22 protein-coding genes are annotated in these 19,542 nt (G+C 40.7%); 17 read left to right on the top strand and 5 right to left on the bottom strand.

Translation table 11 applies throughout. The features are described 5' to 3' along the window. The first annotated feature begins 108 nt into the window (after window positions 1-108). Window positions 109-801, top strand: coding sequence for an exosortase, PEP-CTERM interaction domain protein (locus tag GQR89_RS11260; RefSeq protein WP_158770141.1), 693 nt, complete (start codon window positions 109-111; stop codon window positions 799-801). Between the two features lie 331 nt (window positions 802-1,132). Here GQR89_RS11260 and GQR89_RS11255 read toward each other — a convergent pair whose 3' ends face one another. After that, window positions 1,133-2,101 (bottom strand): DUF4862 family protein, encoded by a 969-nt coding sequence (locus tag GQR89_RS11255; protein ID WP_158770140.1) that lies wholly within the window; start codon window positions 2,099-2,101, stop codon window positions 1,133-1,135. 265 nt (window positions 2,102-2,366) lie between these two features. Between GQR89_RS11255 and GQR89_RS11250 the strand changes: the two genes are divergently transcribed. Both GQR89_RS11250 and GQR89_RS11245 read left to right on the top strand, forming a co-directional pair. Continuing rightward, window positions 2,367-3,029, top strand: a complete 663-nt coding sequence (locus tag GQR89_RS11250) for a hypothetical protein (protein ID WP_158770139.1) — start codon at window positions 2,367-2,369, stop codon at window positions 3,027-3,029. Between the two features lie 287 nt (window positions 3,030-3,316). Further along, window positions 3,317-4,330, top strand: coding sequence for an HPP family protein (locus GQR89_RS11245; RefSeq protein WP_233268945.1), 1,014 nt, complete (start codon window positions 3,317-3,319; stop codon window positions 4,328-4,330). A gap of 135 nt (window positions 4,331-4,465) precedes the next feature. Here the strand turns inward: GQR89_RS11245 and GQR89_RS11240 are convergent, their stop codons facing one another. After that, window positions 4,466-5,578 (bottom strand): DUF2891 domain-containing protein, encoded by a 1,113-nt coding sequence (locus GQR89_RS11240; RefSeq protein WP_158770138.1) that lies wholly within the window; start codon window positions 5,576-5,578, stop codon window positions 4,466-4,468. A gap of 64 nt (window positions 5,579-5,642) precedes the next feature. Here GQR89_RS11240 and GQR89_RS11235 point away from each other — a divergent pair, with 64 nt between their 5' ends. From GQR89_RS11235 to GQR89_RS11175, 13 genes are all read left to right on the top strand, one after another. Then, on the top strand, window positions 5,643-5,825 hold the full coding sequence (locus GQR89_RS11235) for a hypothetical protein (protein ID WP_158770137.1): 183 nt from the start codon (window positions 5,643-5,645) through the stop codon (window positions 5,823-5,825). Window positions 5,826-5,883: 58 nt separating this feature from the next. Beyond that, window positions 5,884-6,381 (top strand): CIA30 family protein, encoded by a 498-nt coding sequence (locus GQR89_RS11230; RefSeq protein WP_233268944.1) that lies wholly within the window; start codon window positions 5,884-5,886, stop codon window positions 6,379-6,381. 1 nt (window position 6,382) lies between these two features. Next, the gene (locus GQR89_RS11225) at window positions 6,383-8,587 is read left to right on the top strand and encodes an exonuclease domain-containing protein (protein ID WP_158770136.1); all 2,205 of its coding nucleotides are present in this window, start codon (window positions 6,383-6,385) and stop codon (window positions 8,585-8,587) included. Between the two features lie 464 nt (window positions 8,588-9,051). Further along, window positions 9,052-9,690: a hypothetical protein gene (locus tag GQR89_RS11220; RefSeq protein ID WP_158770135.1), complete on the top strand. Its 639-nt coding sequence runs from the start codon at window positions 9,052-9,054 to the stop codon at window positions 9,688-9,690. Between the two features lie 140 nt (window positions 9,691-9,830). Further along, window positions 9,831-10,181, top strand: coding sequence for a hypothetical protein (locus GQR89_RS11215; protein WP_158770134.1), 351 nt, complete (start codon window positions 9,831-9,833; stop codon window positions 10,179-10,181). 104 nt (window positions 10,182-10,285) lie between these two features. Then, window positions 10,286-10,951, top strand: a complete 666-nt coding sequence (locus GQR89_RS11210; protein WP_158770133.1) for a hypothetical protein — start codon at window positions 10,286-10,288, stop codon at window positions 10,949-10,951. Between the two features lie 137 nt (window positions 10,952-11,088). After that, the gene (locus GQR89_RS11205; protein ID WP_158770132.1) at window positions 11,089-11,808 is read left to right on the top strand and encodes a CPBP family intramembrane glutamic endopeptidase; all 720 of its coding nucleotides are present in this window, start codon (window positions 11,089-11,091) and stop codon (window positions 11,806-11,808) included. Window positions 11,809-11,874: 66 nt separating this feature from the next. Beyond that, window positions 11,875-12,510, top strand: a complete 636-nt coding sequence (locus GQR89_RS11200) for a hypothetical protein (RefSeq protein ID WP_158770131.1) — start codon at window positions 11,875-11,877, stop codon at window positions 12,508-12,510. Between the two features lie 110 nt (window positions 12,511-12,620). Beyond that, entirely contained in the window at window positions 12,621-13,031 is a 411-nt protein-coding gene (locus GQR89_RS11195; RefSeq protein ID WP_158770130.1) for a lysozyme inhibitor LprI family protein, read from the top strand. A gap of 23 nt (window positions 13,032-13,054) precedes the next feature. Next, window positions 13,055-13,525: a hypothetical protein gene (locus GQR89_RS11190; RefSeq protein ID WP_158770129.1), complete on the top strand. Its 471-nt coding sequence runs from the start codon at window positions 13,055-13,057 to the stop codon at window positions 13,523-13,525. Window positions 13,526-13,540: 15 nt separating this feature from the next. Continuing rightward, complete coding sequence (locus GQR89_RS11185; RefSeq protein ID WP_158770128.1) at window positions 13,541-13,978, top strand: hypothetical protein; 438 nt, start codon at window positions 13,541-13,543, stop codon at window positions 13,976-13,978. A 69-nt stretch (window positions 13,979-14,047) separates the two neighbouring features. Further along, window positions 14,048-14,398 carry a DUF488 domain-containing protein gene (locus GQR89_RS11180; protein WP_158770127.1) on the top strand — a complete coding sequence of 117 codons (351 nt, stop codon included), beginning with the start codon at window positions 14,048-14,050 and terminating at the stop codon, window positions 14,396-14,398. A 276-nt stretch (window positions 14,399-14,674) separates the two neighbouring features. Further along, window positions 14,675-15,865 (top strand): leucine-rich repeat-containing protein kinase family protein, encoded by a 1,191-nt coding sequence (locus GQR89_RS11175; protein ID WP_158770126.1) that lies wholly within the window; start codon window positions 14,675-14,677, stop codon window positions 15,863-15,865. Between the two features lie 90 nt (window positions 15,866-15,955). Here the strand turns inward: GQR89_RS11175 and GQR89_RS21335 are convergent, their stop codons facing one another. Further along, window positions 15,956-16,126, bottom strand: a complete 171-nt coding sequence (locus GQR89_RS21335; RefSeq protein WP_199271314.1) for a hypothetical protein — start codon at window positions 16,124-16,126, stop codon at window positions 15,956-15,958. Between the two features lie 378 nt (window positions 16,127-16,504). On the opposite strand from GQR89_RS21335, the gene GQR89_RS11170 reads away from it, so the two are divergent. Beyond that, complete coding sequence (locus GQR89_RS11170; protein ID WP_158770125.1) at window positions 16,505-17,338, top strand: PEP-CTERM sorting domain-containing protein; 834 nt, start codon at window positions 16,505-16,507, stop codon at window positions 17,336-17,338. 82 nt (window positions 17,339-17,420) lie between these two features. Here the strand turns inward: GQR89_RS11170 and GQR89_RS11165 are convergent, their stop codons facing one another. Further along, a complete protein-coding gene (locus tag GQR89_RS11165) occupies window positions 17,421-18,332 on the bottom strand; it encodes a lipase chaperone family protein (RefSeq protein ID WP_158770124.1) in 912 nt (303 codons plus the stop codon). 5 nt (window positions 18,333-18,337) lie between these two features. Then, complete coding sequence (locus GQR89_RS11160) at window positions 18,338-19,261, bottom strand: triacylglycerol lipase (RefSeq protein WP_158770123.1); 924 nt, start codon at window positions 19,259-19,261, stop codon at window positions 18,338-18,340. Window positions 19,262-19,542 lie beyond the last annotated feature (281 nt).

The following is a 19,542-nucleotide window of genomic DNA, read 5'->3' as shown; positions in this document are numbered from 1 at the left end:
ATTGTCTACTGGATAACACCTGAAACGTTAATATATACGTGGTATGGTAATTTATTTACCATCTATAATGATTACCAATCGTTATCAATCTACTTTTGGAGAATATAAATGTCCTTTAATGCTCATCATTTTTTTATTGTTCCTTTTTTAATAGCCACTTCCGTTTCAGCTTCTCCTATTATGTCCAGTGACTATGATGTTCTAGATTTTGGCGCTAAAATTACTGGTCCTGTGGGCCCAGAAGTCGAAGTCTCATTGATTAACAGTGCTGGTGATAGCGTGGGAGATTTATTAAGCAGCGTAAGCTGTCCAGAAGGTTTTACAGCATGTATCCCAGCCAATAATTCACCTGGCATTATTTATACCTACGCCCATACAGTGATCCCAGGGGTTGATAAGGAAAATGACGCGCCGTTTCCTAACCCGCCCACCGTACTGCCGTTTGACGATGTACAAACCTTCAGCCTAGGATATGAGGCCGTAGGCTTTAATGGAATTGCTGGTTATAGCTTTTCGAACGCAGCGACTGCCAACGTCGGTTTTGATATAGAGCTTAATGATGCAGGGGAACTGGTTTGGTCCTCAACTTCCGATGAATGGGATAGTGCAGAGGAAATCACTTTTTTTTGGCAGACCACCCAAGCACCTTCAGGTCCTGGTGGCATATATAGCATTAATAATCTAAATGGAACCGCAAGCGGAATAGGACCTGTGCCAACAGCATTGCCGGTTCCTGAACCGTTACATTTAGGTTTTATGCTATTGGGAGGAATATTGGTATTCAGAGCAAGGCTTAAATAAAGGGACACGTAGAAAGAATGTATGTATGTGAACGTTATTCAGCGTTCACTGATTGACGATTCCTGACGGCACTAATTTCGGTTTTGCATACTTTAAATTATCGTTTTTATTTTACCTGTTAGCCGCTTAAAAAAGATTAGTCGCAATGAGCTACATGACGATAGTTTATTGAGTTGTAGTCCTTATGGTTAGCCTTGATATACCCCCAAGAGCTAACCTTCTCCTGAGCACTTTAATGTGTCTACGTAGGCTACCGACTTGTTTAACTTAAGGTTAGAAAGATAGCAGATTGCAAGTCAATACTTACCACCTGCTAAGACTGACCATTGAATTATTTGCTGAAAAAATTATCAATCATTCCTAGAGCAGATTGGTTATAGCCAACACGAGGCGCTAGTGGCGCGTCTTTCGGACGAATGCCCAGTTTGATACCTATAATGGTATCGTTGGTCAGCGCGTCACCACAAGCGGCTAAAGCGCGGTGAATTTCCTCTCTGGTTAATAAAGAGTGCTCAGCTCCGAATTCACTGTCTGCGTCTTTTGCTGCTGGCATATGAGTATCTTTCCAAATACCGTAGTCAGTTTGAGTATCGGATACACCTGAGAACATTAAGCCTTTAAGTAAACCAACATCTTTCACTCGCTTGATGTGGTGTATTACGCCGTCAGTACTGTGGCTTTCAATTGCTGAGCGCCCCCAGTTGATTAATATACCTAGGTTAGCTTGCAACGAGTTATTCAATTCTTGAACGACGGTAATTTCATCTTCAAGGGACAAAAAACCTTTGGCATGCTCATGCTCAGGTACCAACGCATCGCAATGTTCGATGATGATTTCAGCGCCATGCCAGTCCCAGCTAAGCATGGTTTCTAATGACGCTTTAAGCGCTTTTGCCGAGCCACTTGCTTTGCTTCTATCTGGAGCGGTCTGAATTTCAATGGCCTTGACGCAAGGTTTGCCGTTGGCTGAATTAAGTTTAGCTATGGCGTCACACGCTTTTTGCATAAAAACCAGCGCTTCTTGGCGGCCAGCTTCATCGTCTGAAGCGATACCAAAGTGTGGATTTTGCGCTAACGCACCCATAATGCCAGGCACGCAGGTAATAACGAATTGCCAGCTTGGGTCAATATTAGCAATAAACCAATCATCATCATGTTGATGCAATGATCCTGTAAATGGATGCTCTAAACCTTGAATATTGCCAAACGCTTTCAATTGTTGGTAATACACTTGTTCTGCTTCAGGATCCCATTTTACGCCTGCTGGTGAAGTGGCGTATGCGCCGACAAAATAACCCACGTCAACTCCTTTTTAAATGATGAATTTAACTGCTAATAGCGTAAGTAACTTTATCATGATGCCTGTAGCTTGCGAATAGGCAGCGCCACTAACTAAGTGTAAATTTATTGTAACCGGTGCATTGAAGCCATTTATTTTTAACCTTTGCTCATTCTTGGCCTGCAGTTTGCTAAATCTAAAGGATATACAATTCTTTCCGCGCTTTTCTAGCAATTAAATAAACGGATTTCATCATGAGTGTGCGGCAAAAAGAAGGACGTTTTTTATGCAAATACAGCAATCAGCCTTAACACTATTCGACTATATTGCGAACCCATCTGCGTCTGACAGCGCTTTGCAAAGCGCTGTCAGTAATCAAAAAAACAATATTTATGCTGAAATTACCGCGGTGCAAAGTAACTTAGCCTCTGGGAATATAGATGATGCATTGCAGCGATTAAAATCCGGCGAGAATGGCATAAACCTGCAAACGCTGGACAATATGCTGAGTTTTAATTTGCGTCCAGTGGCTGAGGATCTGACGCAAACTGCGAAAAACTTAGGCCTAAACTTCGATGTTCAGTTAAAGCAAGAAGAAGGTAAATGGCAGGTTATCAGCGACCAAAATCCCGAACATAAAGGCTTAGCGCAATTGCAGCAATATTTAGACAGAAATACTAGATTGCAATCTAAGCTTGATGATCTTAACGCGCTTTCTGAATTTTATGAGTTGGGGCAATCTCAAGAGTATGCCAAAGAGCTGCAAACAGCCGATGTACATGAGGATGACGTGGTGACTTATTTAACGCAAAGTCGCGAGTATTTGTTCTCCTTAGACAGTTTTTATTTATCTGACCGAGGTATGTCAATCGCTTCCCGAGGCGAATCCGAAGGTTTATTTGAAGAAGTTAAAAAGACCTTAGGGTTAGAAACTTCAGAGGAGAATTAGGTCAGCAAATAGGGCGCAACCCTTACATGCATAACCAGCTAATACTTATTTTTCAATCGACATTTAAAGACTTATAAACATTAATAAAAAAGGCACGCTGTCGATACCATAGATTTACGAGGTTTTATCGAAGGAATCTATTTGCCGCTGGAGGCAGTGTATTGTGCTAGTTTTTGCCACGTATTAAACGTAAAGTTCGGCAAATTAGACTTTAAATAGCTAAGTTACGCTTAGTGAATATAGAGAAGCGCTTGCATATAAGCACGTTTTTTCATTAGGATCTGCGCTTGTTTTCCTTACGTCCCATTTATTTGATGAAGCTACGCGCCACTTTTCACGAATTTAAACAACTCTTTGGATTCTCAGCCAACACCACCAGCCATAACGAAAAACTTATCTCTGCCCTAGGTGGAGGTCTTGGCATAGCCGGAATTATGTGGGTAATGCATGTGATTGTGCAGGCTCAGATATTAAGTGCCAATTCCAGTGTATTGGTTATCGCCTCGATGGGGGCAACGGCTGTATTACTCTTTGCTGTGCCACATGGAGCGCTTTCTCAGCCTTGGGCAGTTATAGGGGGGCATTTTATTTCGGCGATATTGGGGATAATGAGCGTAAAATTGTTAGGTAATGGCCCTTGGGTGGCAGCGCTAGCGGTTGGTGGTGCTATTGGTGCTATGTATTACTTACGTTGTGTGCACCCGCCTGGCGGCGCGACAGCATTGACGATTGTTATTGGTGGTGCGGATATAAACGCGCTAGGTTTCCAATTTTTGTTAATGCCTTTAGCCATAAATATTACAGTGATTATGACTGTCACTGTCGTATTTAATTGGTGTTTTGGATGGCGTCGTTACCCTGTGCATTTGGCGCACAAATTAAAGAGACCCATAAGTCCACAATCCAGCGAGCGAGAGCACGAACTCACTCAAGAAGATTTTGCCGCTGCAATGCAAGAACTTGATTCCTATGTTGATATTACTCCTGACGGATTAACCGACTTATTAGAGCTTGCGAAAAAACACGCAGAAAAGAACATTACGCATCCAGCAAAAATTGTTGCTGGGCATATATACAGCAATGGCAAGTTGGGTAAGCTTTGGAGTATCCGCCAGGTCGTTGATGCCGCGCCTGTGAATACCCCAAAGAGCAAAGATAAGGTAATTTACAAAGTTCTAGCGGGTGATGGGGGGTACGAGACACATATGTGTTTGCGCAGTGAATTTCACAATTGGGCGCGTTTTGAAGTTGAAAAACATAACCAACAATGGGTAAAAGTTGAAGAGTACGAAAAAACCTAACATTGAAAATTAGTCTTCGTAAATAAACATCGAATAGGGGCAGGCGTCACTTGCTGCCCCTGCAATTTAAATATTGATATATGGCCAACGCTCATTAATTTTTAATCAAGGGATTGATGAGACCGGCCTTCACGTTTAGTTAACCGGTAAACCGCGTTGGGTCTCCAAATAAGTCGCAAAACTGCCTAACCAATGGCTGCCCATATAGTGCATATCGTGAATAACCGAGTTTATGCCGGCTTGTTTGTGGGCTTTAGCTGCATTGAGAATGGCCAACCTTCTCGGGTCTTCAATATTTAAGCCTGAGGCAATCCCTTCAAGCATCCAGGCACGGCTTAAATTCAAACCATCCAGATGCGCAAGCTTGCCATCACTTTTATCAACAACGGTGGCAACGTTTAACCAATTACTATCACCATTTTTAGGTAGAGTTGGTAAAAAATCAGACAACCATTTTGTGTACTCAGTTGTTGATTGCACTCGGCGCATTAAGTCTGCTTCAGCAATACAAGGGGACAAAAAATCTTGTCCTGAGGGTTCATAAGCAAGTGGACAATCCTTGTCATCACGGTATAGGCGCGTAATAGTTTGTGTCAGTAGGTCATGAAACCTTTGATTATTAGCCGTCTTACTCCAGTCCAACATTAAGCCAAATGCAAATGCTGTTTGGCTATGTTCGCCTACACGAATAGGAAAGGAGAGCTTAGGCAACCAATCGCTTATATTGGCAATAATTTTATCTTCTAATGGCGTTAAATGGGTCAACCATTTTTTTGCTTGTGGATTATCCCATTCGCGTAATTCAGTGGTAAGTTGTAAAAACCACCCTAAGCCATAAGGACGCTCAAAACTGGTTCCGGTATTTTGACGGTTAAAGTAGGCGAGCTCCCCAGCAATATTGGCTTCAGTAAAACTTTGGTCAAGACTGGTCATGATGTCTTGATAGCTTGCTGTCTCAGGGTGTTGGCTGGCTATTCGTGTCAGCAACCAATGTCCGTGTACAGATGAGTGCCAATCAAAACAGCCATAAAAAGCAGGGTAGAGTTGCTTAGGTGTTTTCACATCCTCGTCACCGGTCATCATATGTTTAATTATGTTGGGGTACTCTTTATGCACACATTCAAGGGCAAGTTGGGCGAATCGGTCAATCACTTGGGCGTCGCTGGGGGGGGGCGTGTCGATAGTTGGTGTGGCCTGTGAGCTTCCACAGTACAAACCGAACATTAAACATACAGCTTTAATTTTCAAAATTAATATTCACTAATTGGATCGCTTGTGACCTAAAGAATAAACGCTATGCCTAGGTCATGCAATGGACGGTTACTGCGCGATTTTGCCCAAGGGTATTGAGCAGGCACAATGGTTTTCCTCGCTTGATGGAAACATGGCGGTATGCGAAATATTAAGCCAGAGCGTTAAAATAACAATGATCAAAGGAGCAAGCGCAACAATATCCACCACACCCTTGTTGCATCAAGATGCGAAAGCTGGTTAAAATACTGTATAAACCACTGTATAGAATGCGTAGGCAATATAGTATGGACTCGGCACCAATGATTAATCTTTTTAAAATAAATGAAAATGATAACTGGCAATCGGTGAACGATGGGGTGATGGGCGGGGCTTCTAAAAGTCAGCTGACCCACGTTGATAAACTCGCCGTATTTAGCGGTCACGTTTCCCTAGATAACAATGGCGGGTTTGCTTCGGTCAATAGGCGTGTATTTGTCACCAGTATAGCCACTGACAGTATGCTGTGTATTCGGGTTATGGGTGATGGTAAACGCTATCAGTTGCGGCTTAAACAAGGTGTTGGGAAGGGGGCGCCTTCCTATGGGGCGGGTTTCAAGACCCAAGCTAATGTGTGGCAGAACTTTTGTTTTAAGTTAAGTGAATTTACAGCGACACTAAGAGGTAAACGCGTGCTAGATGCTGCGCCGCTCCAATGGTCAGATGTTGTTCAACTGGGTTTTTTGATCAGTGATCGCCAAGAAGGGGATTTTTGTTTGTTAGTAGACGGCATAACCCTAGAAGACAGCCTAGGACAGTAGCATGTTAGTGTTACCAGAGAAGTATTACCTCGATCATTTTAATGAGTTTATTGCCCATACTGAGCAGCATTCGGCGCAATTATTACGCCCGGAACATGTCAATTTTATTCACATGTTTAAACAACTTGAGCATAACGCCCAGTGTATGTTGGTCCGCGTGATTAACCGCCGGAGTGAGTTTGTCACCTGCAGTAAACTAATTTATGGCGAGATAGCACATTGTCAGCAGCAATTAATCCATCTAACTGATCAGGGTTTTTTACGTCACGTAACCGAATGGGACGTTCCTGAACTACTGCATACATTAAATAAAATGCAGCTTATTGAGCTGCTTTTGGCACAAAGCATACCCTTTAAAAAAAGCGCACCCAAAGCAGTGTTGCTTAATTTAGTCAATGTCCTTGAGCCTAAGAGCGTTCTGCAACATCCTTTTTTCGCTGACATCAAAGTTAAAACCTTTGTGCAGCAGTGGCAATATTTACTCTTTTTGTTTTTTGGTAACCTTAACAGCGCCCTAGATAAGTTTTCTATGCGGGATTTAGGCGTGCTCAAAACCAGAAATAAGGACAAGCAACAAGGGCCGCGATTCAGTCAGTTACAGGAAGCAAAAAGTGCTTTTTTCTTTGCTAGTGCATCGGCAAAAATTGCCCATATGAATGAGCAAGCATTACTGATATTGAGCCACGATGTCCGCATTTTGCAACCCCCTCACGGCTCTCTTGCTAATGAATACGCAGCAAATCTATTGTATTCATTGGGGGTCGCACTGTTTTCGCTGGATCACAGCCGAGCTTTAGCCTTATGGAAAATGTCAGCTCATCAAAAGGCGCAAGAACGGTGGATCCGAGAAACCTACAAAATTAACAAAAATACGGCCAAAACAGCCTTAGAGGATATCTTGCGAAACCCTCAAGATGACGAATTAAGCCTTTTTGCGTTTGATTTTTACCAACGAAAGTTCAATCAAGTAAAGTTAAGTGTGCGCACACAACGATTACGAGATAACAGCCGCAAGGTATTTGTTGATGAAATATACAAAGAGCGGGTTGAAGTAGGGGTGAAACACCACTATGAGGCACAAAATGAAATTGTAGAGCCAAGTAATACTGGCAGTATGCAAGATAAAGTCACTCATTCGGTCGCGGTTTTTCGCACAGAGAATCGTTTGTTTCGGGCGCTTTTCGGGCTAACGTTTTGGTCTTTGCTATTTAATGAAGCAGAACGGGCGACGGGCTCAGAATTTGATAGACGTCCCCGTTTAGTCCGTGAAAATCGTTTGTATATTGAACTGGGTGAGCAAGTCGAAACACAGTTAGCTGTATTTACACAAAAATCAAACGGTCAATCCGATTGTCAAGAAGCGTTTAGGTATCTAACCAGTATCGCCACGTGCTATTACGGTCAACCCAATGGCATATTTCGCTGGAACAGTAATATGTTGGAAGTACTACGCACGTTTTTACAGCATGCAGATGGCGAGCATGTCGCTAACCATCTGCGCGCAATGGCGCAGAACTATCAAGGTTTAAAAGATGGTTACCCAGATTTGATGGTTATCGAGCACAAACAGTTACGCTTTGAAGAAGTAAAAGCTCCAGGAGATCAGTTACGCGCTAACCAATTGGTGAGTATTGATGCGTTGCAAAATGCTGGGTTTGATGTGGGTGTATGCCAAGTTGAATGGCGCTACAACCCCAAACAATCCTACGTGGTCATTGACGTAGAAACCACAGGTGGATGCAAACCTGGTCATCGTATTACTGAAATAGGGGCAGTGAAAATTGTTGACGGTCAGGTCGTTGATAGCTGGACCAGCCTTATTAATCCTGAACGCCGTATTCCACACTTTATTACCCGTTTGACTGGTATTAGTAACGATATGGTGCGCGACGCGCCGCTTTTTTGCGAAGTCGTAGATGAGTTAGAGCGCTTTATGCAAAACAGCATCTTTGTTGCCCATAATGTGAATTTTGATTACGGCTTTTTCAAATTAGAATACGAACGATTAGCGCGTACCTTCTCTATGCCTAAGTTGTGCACTGTGCGCGAGATGCGTAAGTATTACCCCGGTTCAACGTCGTATTCATTGGGAAAACTGACAAAGGAATATGGCTTATCACTAGATAACCATCACAGAGCCTTGTGCGATGCCCAAGCCGCAGCTGAACTATTGATAATGGTCAACGAGAAAAAACAAGGCGCATAATATCAGGATCAATGGAGCGGATTGATGTGTTTAATAACAGATTAATAAACCCTTCCGTTAGCTCACCGCGAGCGACTTTTTATAGGCCAAGATCTAAGCTTAATATGCACTGTTTATGTATACAGGTATAATGGGAGTTTCGATAAATAAGCACAATCCCTTCCTATTATATACATTTTTTAAGTCTCACTTTGTTATTCATAAAATTGCTAAGTGATTAATTTAAATATGGAAAATATTTTTCACATCGTTTTTAATAGGAAACATAAAAGTCGCGTTAAATTCGAGTCTCCTTTTGTTTTTACGCTTATTGCGGTAAAAACAGTGTAGCGAGTGAAAATACCCAATAGAATCAAAAGGTAGATGCTTGTTATAAGAGCATTAAAAATTAATCCGAGCAGTTGCATATACGACATGCTCGATAATAAGCGTTATAGCGCCACATAAGTTGGCTAGGAGTAAATATGAAATTACAGAATAAAATGGGATACACCGGCTATCAACGTAACCCAGATGGTACGTATATTTGTGGTTCAGCTTATACTGGATATCAGAAAAATCCGAACGGCACCTACGTTTGTGGTGGTGCTTATACTGGTTACCAAAAAAATCCTAATGGCACTTATGTTTGTGGCGGTGCTTATACTGGTTACCAGAAAAATCCGAACGGCACCTACGTTTGCGGTGGTGCTTATACTGGTTACCAAAAAAATCCTAATGGCACTTATGTTTGTGGCGGTGCTTATACTGGTTACCAGAAAAATTCTAATGGAACTTACGTTTGTGGTGGTGGTTACACTGGTTATCAGAAAAATCCTGATGGCACTTACGTTTGTGGTGGAGCTTATACTGGCTATCAGAAAAATCCTGATGGAACTTACGTCTGTGGCGGTGCTTATACTGGGTATCAGAAAAATTCTGATGGTACTTACGTTTGTGGTGGTGCTTATACGGGGTATCAGAAAAATCCTGATGGCACTTACGTTTGTGGTGGCGCTTATACTGGATATCAGAAAAATTCTAATGGCACTTACGTTTGTGGTGGAGCTTATACTGGGTATCAGAAAAATCCTGATGGAACCTACATTTGCGCAACACATTAATGCTATTTAATAACTAAACCTCCGAGGTTAAGCGCTATAACAAGGTAATTAAACGGAACTAAAACAGTGGGTTACGTTTCGCTTCGCTACACATTATAACCCACTATTTTAGTCCGCTTATTGCGGCGTTAGGCATTAAAGTGAACATCAAAGATTGGAAGTTACTAAGAAATCTATCAATAGCTTATGTTGTATTGGTTGTAGGATTGATTATCGGCAATATTATAATCTTTAATTTAATAGAGTATGGTTCCAAACCGTCAGAATTCGTCGGGTGTTACGCTTATGACGCCATGCTGGTCGGTTTTAAATGCTCTGGTTTTGTTGGTTCAGAAGCTTTGGGCTTTGCTCTTAACGTTCCTCTTTATCATTTTTATATGCCTTTCTTCGTATTGTTCAATCCTTTGCTAATATTTGTAGTTTTAGCACTGTGGTTTTTTCCAGTGATGTTACTAGTTTCGTTTGTAAAATTACGGGGGCAAAATGCCTAACAAAACAATCAACAACATTCGCTTCGCTCATTGGGAAAAAGCCTCGCTATCGCTTAGCTTTTCCCGTTATTGTAAGCGTTATGTTGCAAAAGGAGTTTCCAGCATTGGATGCTATATCAACTAAAAATTTAAACTCTATGCCAGAAATCTTGGAGTTAAAAAAGCTACTCCAATCACTCGCAATGCTAGATGCAATTATGTCCCCTGAATGGGATGAACGATTTTATTCGTTCAACTCAAAATGGGATGAAAATGAACAAATGGGTACGATGAGAAACGGTTGCGGTGATGACTTCTCTGTACTATTCAATCAAGCTGGTTGTTTTGTTAAAGGTTTTGATCATGAATCTGCAATGTCCTCTTGGAGTACGGATGGTCAATTACCATGGCCAGACTTATTAAAAGGATTGCCACCTGAATTCATAGCAGCCTCTAAAGAGCCAGCTTTTTCTATGGATAATATTTCATTTTGTATTTGGAAACTTCACTCAGCAAAATTTTGGGCTAAAGGTGATTTCGAATTTGCAGATGATGAAGATCCCGATGGTTCAGAATATCTTTTAGAAATCTTCGACTGCAACCCAGAAACATATAAGGTATTTGCGCAAGAGTACTATGAAGTGGATTTGGATGTTGTGACTATTACAAAGTTATATAATCATTTACCTTTAACAGATGAATTGGTTAAAGAAGTAAACCCAGAAGTATCATTAAAGCAGCTAGTAAAAGACATTGCAGAAATTGGTTACCCTTGTGTTAATGCAACATAACAAGACGCTAAATTAAGATTCACCAAATCCGTCATGCCATTTGCGGAGCAAATCGCCCGCCCGCTTTGGTTCACTTATTAGCTGGGCGTTAGCTTTCAATGCGGGCTTGGGCGTAAGATTATTTAAAGGGATTTAAAATGGAAAATTTAGTTGACAAAATATCTAGCAAAAAAACTAATTACCTCTACATTATTACCTTTTGCGTGTTTGCAGTTTTAATTTATATACGTGAATCAAAAAACTTTGGTCATATTTTTGATTTTCTACCTGTGTTAGGTGGAAGTATTCCCTATTTCTTTTTGACAATCTCTTTAATTTTTATATATAAAAGTAATGGTAATTACCTTGGAGAACTTGGGTTGTCGTGGCCCACATTTGGCAGTACTAAATTTAGATCATTATTGTTCGCATCTCTTTGGGCATTAATCATTATACTGATTGGACTTGTTAGTGGCTCTATCGTCATGGAGTCTTTCGATCTTATTGTCGGGACAGTGACGGACTCATCTTCTAGAAAAAGTGTATTGGTAGGAAATTTACCTTTGTTACTCTTACTTACTCCTTTAATGTGGTTAGCCGTTATTGGTGAAGAGTTACTTTTTAGAGGATTCATTATGAATTTTCTTGCGAAAAAGTTTGGTGGTACAACTAAAAGTTGGATACTGGCAATTGTTGTATCTTCACTGATTTTTGGTTTAGCTCATTTTTGGCAAGGAGCTCGAGGGATAGTGGGTGCTGGTGTTTTAGCCTTAATATGGGGAACGGCTTACTATCGTTGTGGACGCAACCTATGGCCTACTATAATTGCACATAGTGTTGGCAATACAATTGCTTTTATATCAACCTACAATAGTTAAGGTAACTAAATATTGTAAATTGAAAGCTAATTAGGCGTTAGGCAAACATAGAAAAAGGACAGCACTTTGTCACATTTAAAAATTTCAATAGATAAACATTTTGGTGCTGAAAGCCTTTCAGATATTCAATATTCACTAAATGAACTAAACATTGAACTAGAAATTGAAGAGCATTCAAGAAAAGGTCCATACGCATCTTTAGACTGGATTATTCCAACAGGTTTTTCTTTGATTATTCTTAAGCCTTACTACGAGACTTTTTTGAAAAAGGCAGCAGAAGATCATTACGAAATGTTTAAGTCATTTTTGAAAAATAAATTGTATAACAAAGCAATAAATCCTGAAAATGAATTTCAAATTGTAACTATGAATGGTGTAGTAAAAGAAACTATTTTTACGATGCACTTTTCTATAATGCACACTTTGAATAAAGATGATCGTAACATCTCTTTGAAACTGATGTTTCCTAAAAACTGTAGCGCTGAATATTTTGAAAAATCTATTTTAGAATTTTCGACTTTACAAGCAGAACTTGAAGACAAGAACCGATCAGATGAACTTTTTGATAAATTGTTATTAAGTGATCGCGGAAATTATGGTGTTAAAATATTATGGTTTAACGAAGAGTTAAATAAATTGGAGTTTTTAGATTTAATTCAAAGTGCTAAAACAAAGAGCATTGTCGCAAAAAAGTTTGCCTAACAAACGCCTCAACAAAGGACGTAAAAAGCTTGGCTGCGTCACTTTGTTCCTTATTTTAGCCAAGCATTTTACGCCTGTTAGGCGGGCGTTAAGCACTCAAGAGGAAAATGATGAGAAAGTATATTGTATTAGCTATGGTTAGTTTCTCGTTTGCAGTTTCAGCGGCGGATAAGACTCTCGATTGTGATAATGCTATGAATACACTACAGATTAATCAATGTGCATTTATCAAATTAGAATCCACAGAAGGGGAGCTAACTAAGTATTTGGAAGCAAGCTTTTCTCATAATGCTGATGACCCAGAATTGATAAAATCAATAAAAGTAGCTCAAAAGGATTGGCAAAGTTATATGTCATCTCATTGCGATTCTGTTTACACGCAGTGGCGGGGTGGGTCTATCCGAGGTGTCATGGCTATTTCTTGCAAAACGAAGTTAACGAAACAGAGAACTCATGAGATTTGGTCAAACTTCTTAACTTATATGGATAGTACGCCACCAGTATTACCTGAGCCAAAATAGTTGCCAATTAGTTATGTTTCCCGATGAATAATTTGAAGCTCGTAGTCGTTTGTACCTTACTTTTTCTACTCTCAGTATTTTCTAGGGAAATAAGTAATTCACAACCATCAAACATTGAATTGAAATATAAACATCAATATCAAAAGGTAAATGAAAAGGGCTATTTAACTGAAGCTGACTTGACGAACTTAGATAAGCTCCAAAAGACATATCTAAACTCGAGTGAGCGAAAAGGTAAGATGCAGGAGAGTATTGGCTATAAGTTATTGTTGGGTATCATTATGGCAGCCATCACTTTTTTCGGACTGTGGACTATTCATGTAACTTCACTAGCGATAGTGTCAGTGACATTAGTAGTTAGTATTACAAGTTTTTTCGTTACAAGTGCACTTGAAGCAACATATTACTTTTTACTTACGCTTTCTGGTGCAATTTTAGCAAGAAAATATAACAAGCAAATTCATGCAACGCCAAACAACGGTGAGGATGATTAGGGCGGTAGGCACACTATGAAGTTTCGTTATGTCTTTTTAATTATCTTATCTAGCAATGTCGCGGCAAGTCTAAGTGTCGTTGATATTACGTCTTCGATGCTTAGCGCCGAAAACACGATGAAGGCACTGAGTAAATACTATTCATCTGATAAGGTAGAATTATTTAAAGGCGTCACTATAGAGAATGGTTCTATAACTCGGAGTGAGTGCGACCAAAATCATGATTCTGAGATGTTTGATTCGGTGGTGTGCTATGTCTCTTATCAGAATTTACCGAGCGGCGTGGTATGGGAGTTTTATTACTTTTATGACGAGGAAAAATGGATTGGAACAAATCTAGGTATTATCGAGGTTATCCCAGCGGAACATTGCGTGGGCAATATTGAATTCATCAAAAAATTTGGGCAAAGCATGAAATATGAAAAAATCGTATGTGGTAGACCGCGTGCCTAACAAACGCCTTGAAGCGTTAAATTTCATAGTGTTGTTATTGACTAATGGCGGCGAAAAAAAGGAAGAGAAATGAATATTAGTATTCACCGTATTTATGATGATGATCTGCCGCAGGGATACCATGCCCTTGTGGATCGTTTGTGGCCGCGTGGCATTTCAAAAGATAAAGCTAGCCTTGACGGTCATTGGAAGGACTTAGCTCCAAGTAACGATCTGCGAAAGTGGTTTGATCATGATCCGGAAAAATGGGGCGAATTTAGGAAAAAATATCTGAGTGAACTGAGCGAAAATAAAAAAGAGGCGAAAGAACACCTAGAAGAAGTGAGTCAGAAAAATCTCATCCTACTATATGGTGCAAAAGACAAAAAACATAGTCATGCCCATGTCTTAAAAGAGTATTTAGAAAAACTTGATGTTTAATGGCTCATCCCTCATCCCTCATTACGCGGTCTCTGGGTATAGAATTTAGGATACTTATTATGCTTCCTATACTCGTAGCGATGGTGGTTTTTTGGTTTTACCTTACTTGTCCATATTAAGCTCAATCGTTGGCCCTAACACTCGGTGTGAGCGACTAAAATTGATGCATTTCGAATTCGGTGAGCTATCTTTTTTTGCCCTTTTTAAGTAGGCTATCGCGTTTTCTATGGCTCTACTGCGTCACATTTCTTAACTTTCTAAATCGGATTTTCTATTTTGCACACCCTAAATCAGCTTAAAAATGGCGAGCTTGTTGGTATAACTCGACTCTGCTTATCTGAAGGTCTTACCGAATTTCCTATTGAGATTTTAACGTTATCGGATAGCCTTGAGGTGCTCGACCTGTCAGGCAATGCCTTACGTTCGTTACCTATCGAGCTGACGCAATTAACTAAGCTTAAAATAATCTTCGCTTCTAACAATCAATTTGAGATTTTGCCAGAAGTGTTGGGGCAATGCGAAAATTTGGAAATGGTAGGGTTTAAGGCCAATAAAATTAAGCAGGTGCCTGAGCTCGCATTACCCATCAAGCTGCGTTGGTTAATTTTAACGGATAATCAAATAGAGGTGTTGCCAAACACCTTAGGCGAGCGTCCTCGATTGCAAAAACTCGCGCTAGCGGGGAATAAGTTAACAAGTCTGCCTGAAAACATGCATCAACTACACAATCTAGAATTGCTGCGCATTTCTGCTAACGATTTGAGTGAGTGCCCCGAGCAATTATTGAACCTACCAAAATTGGCTTGGTTCGCGTTTGCGGGGAACCCTTTTTCGCATGCCGATGTGCATATTGAATCGGTACCTCATGTTAAATCTTCAAGTTATGCCTTACATCAAGTATTAGGTCAGGGCGCATCAGGCGTCATTTCAAAGGCCACATGGCACGAACAAATTTATGACTTTCCAGCACAGGTGGCCGTTAAAGTATTTAAAGGGCAGGTAACCAGTGATGGCTATCCAAAAGATGAATTACAAGTTTGCCTTAAAGTTGGTGGCCATAAGAATTTGGTTCGGCCTCTTGCTCAGGTCACTGAGGTAGATTATTTAGCTTTGATTATGGAATTAATTCCCCATGACTACCGTAATCTTGGGCTACCCCCTTCGCTAGATAGCTGCACTCGGGATACGTTCGAGGAAGGGTTTACGCTGTCATCAGGGCAAATCGACAAAATAATCAATCAAATGCAGCAGGTCTTTGAGCATTTACATGCTAACCAAGTGTGTCATGGGGACTTATATGCTCACAACACCCTGCTCAATGACAACGCCAATATCATCTTCGGGGATTTTGGCGCGGCCAGTATGTACCATATGTTAAGTGTTGCGCAGCAAACCAAAATAAAGAAAATTGAATCACGAGCGCTGATGCATTTTATTGATGATATGCACAGCCTGCGAGAAGGCTAAACGCATGTACTATTTTTATAGTGGATATTGAGTTGTCGTAGGAAGATTGAAAGCGTGAGGTATAAATGCTCCATTTCAGCTGTCTGGCGCTCAGTCTTTTTTCTCAATCGTTAAAGAGATATTCTTTGACGAGCCCGCATACCATTTTTGTACATAGATAGAACCAAGCACAGGCGCTTTTCCTTCTTCTGGCACTTCTTTATAGCGCACACTATTTTTGGTTTCTTTTTCAAGGGTGAAATTTACAGTAACTGCTGACATATAGACTCCTTTTTGATGTATTTACCCGTGATCACGAGTAGATACTGATGATATCCCAAATTGTCGAAAAAAGAATGAATGGAGTATTAGATAACGTTGAACAAATACCTCAATTAGATCTTTTTCGCCGCATAAGCTTAATTAGTATGTAGACCTTAATATTCTTACAGTGTTGTTGCGCTAAAATATGTCAGCTTTATTTACATAATTCATTTTCGATTTTTTATAGGGTAAATTTTTTCTCTTTAAATCAGGTGGATATATAAGTGGTTTAAGATATGCATTTCGTTGTTAGAGCAAACATAATTTGTTCAAATGAATATCCATTAAGCAGTAGTTTATTCAATTTTTTATGGCCCTATTTAAAGGAATATACGAATGAAAAAATTACTAATTGGCGGTATTTTAGCGCTATCCAGTATGGGGGTAAATGCGGCGGTTGTTTCAGCCGGTGGTATCTCTTGGGATGATACTAATCTCGGACCGGGTGGCATGTCTAATCAAGTAAACTTTCAACAATGGTTTACTACCACGCCTACGTTTACTGACATCAATGGCACACCAGCTAATACAGCAGATGATTATCAACGTATAACATCTGATACAGCGGTAGCAGGCGCAGTAGGTACTGAACTTGTTGGCTTGGGTGAGTTCTACAGCTTTAATGATGGTAGGGATCCTGGCGGGTTCTGTGATAGTGGTACCTGTGAACTTACCTTTGCATTTGGTGGATTGATGGTAAGTAGCTTTGCTGGCTCCACACCTCTATTTGATACAAGCAATGCTTGGTTTAATATTTATATCGATGAAATCCCAAATTTTGATAGCGCAGTTGTGACGGATACAACATTAGGCTCAGGTGCTCATGCACTTTTTGCTGAAGCACAAGACGGTCTGTTGTTTGCTGCACTAGACTTTGACTCTTTTATTTTAGACGGCACTATTTTAGGCGGTGAGTCAGAAGCAGAGCTAAGTATTCGCACAACTGCGGGCTTAGGGTTAGCGGATGTGCAGGCAGCATGGGATTTTAACAGTATGATGTCGGATATTGGCCTGACAGCGGGTGCTATTTTTGATAATAGTTTATATTCCTCACAAGGCAACGGTCAGTCGATAGGCGTTCCTGTTCAAGCTAGTGCTCCCGCCACCATCGCATTGTTTGGATTAGGCTTAATAGGTTTAGCAGCAGTATCACGCCGCAGAAAAAGTTAGTTTGCAATAGAATTAAAACGTTAACGTAAATAATGGTCTTTGCAGTCTTGCAAAGGCCATTTTTTTAGATTGATGATGGCGCTTATTGCTCACTAATAACAGCAATACGCCTAATTTCATTAGCCGTGAATAATTGGTTTTGTAATTTTTGTACTTCATTACTCAATTGCTCATTTTCATATTGCTGTTTAAGATCCTTGCGTTTCATTTCAAACTCAAGCACACGTTGTTGCCATTTTCTACGTTGCATTTTCAAGGTTATTAATCGTTCCGCGGCCGCTTCACCAAACTCTGCAGCAAGGTTGTTATAACTTTCGGTACTATCATCACCTTGTTGGCGCTGTCTCATTAATTTATGTAATTGAAACGTTGGTTGAAGGGCCGATTTAGACGATTCAGGCAAGGAGGCTATATGTGCTTCGAGCAGATCGCGTTTCTGGGCCAAATCTAGGGTTGGGTCCAACTGAATTTCCAAACGTTGTAACGCTCCCTCATCCCACTGGATTTCTTGGGCGAATAATAAGTTATGTTCTGCTGGTGTGAAGAATCGCTCACGTATGATGTGTAAATCATCCATGCGCCTAACGAATGCGCTCACATCCCGAGGTGAGGGTCCATCTATCTCCATTAACGCTTTTTTATAATCAATATATCTAACGAGCAAGGCGGTTAAGCCATGGCAATCAGCGAATAAGCTGCATTGGGTGCGAAACGCTTGCCACATTTCCTTCTCGTCTTCTTGATAAGAAACAATATAGGAGTCCAGCCGATCCTTTAGTAGTTCATTAAACCAGTGTGCTTTTGACACCTCTTGAAACCCGCTTATCTCAATTTTATCGCTTTGCTGAATGTCATTATCGCTGGTGTTATTAGGCGAGGGGGCAACGTATAGGGTCTGGGAATTGATGTCTATTGGTGGCAAGAGCCAGCGGTATGCGAATAACGCACCGCCGAGTCCCAAGATAGTTACTACAAGTGTTAAAATACCCCGCAAAATTTCTATAGCCCCATATTTTTTAAACGGTTAGCCTGTTTGCGATAAAGCGTGATTGGGTCGGTTTCGAACAGATGATGGATCCCCAAGGTTTGATTTACCTCGTCAAGGTGATTCATCTTGTAGTTGTCTTTTATCACGTAGCCCAAGTGGCTGCTACAGGAAGAAACAAGGCCATCATTAGGCTCAGTAAATAATAAACTAATCACTGAAAGCGGACCGTCTACGGGATCAAACACATTGGTAAACGGTCTTGCACCACTCCATGAAAAATAAGCGACACCATTTTCTGCGTATATATCACCTTGACCGCAGTAGGTATTGGGTATGCCTTCAGGATAAGAGTTATTGAACGCCAATGATCCGGCTGTGCTAAGGGAATCAAGTGACGCGATAGCACTTTGCGGTAATTGGCTGTTACCAGAGAGAAGCTCTATCAATCCAGCTAAGTTATTGCCGACAGTAGCAAGCACGGTTTCAGGGATACTATTTTCCGGCAGTGAATTGCGTAATAAATCAGCGACCGGTGTGCCCCAATTTACGCCCCCTACGCTGGTGACCGATGCCACAAGTTGTGGACTGACTGAAGCGACGTAGCGGGACGTAGGGCTACCATGGCTATGGCCGATTAAATTAACTTTAGCTGCGCCAGTTAATGCCAAAATATCTTCGACTTGGGAAAGAAGTTGCTCTCCACGGATTTCTGAGCTATTTGCCGCAGAAACCGCGGCGATAAACACTTTTGCGCCATCTTTTGAAAGTGAATTGGGGATGCGATAGAAGTAATCGATACCAAATACGTCGTCAAAACCAAACAAACCATGTACTAACACAATAGGGTACTTTGTCTTAGTGTAGTCAGATGCACTGGCGACAAATGAGGTTGTAAGGCATAACACCACAGTAAAAAACATACGGGCTAGTTTCATATCAGCTCTCTTTATAATTAAATTTAACATTAAGTTTACATGATAGTAATATTATCTCATCAGAGGTCAAACCAGAAAAATCAGACGGTGAAATATTTTTCTGTGTTTATCTCGTCGTTTGAATAGTCAAGACTCAGCTCCTGACCTTGCAACCCTTGTTGAGCCAAGTGCGTGATTAGGTTAATGATGAACGTAACAGCGGTAAGCTATAGAGGCATTGTGTTTATATAAGAAAGGCCTGACTTCAAATATTGAGAAGGCAGGCCTTATTTGGTAGCTTA

It is taken from the genome of Paraglaciecola sp. L1A13, from assembly GCF_009796745.1.
In the GTDB taxonomy this organism is placed as follows: domain Bacteria; phylum Pseudomonadota; class Gammaproteobacteria; order Enterobacterales; family Alteromonadaceae; genus Paraglaciecola.
The sequence above is the reverse complement of the archived record's forward strand: the minus strand, read 5'-3'. Positions and strand labels throughout refer to the sequence as shown.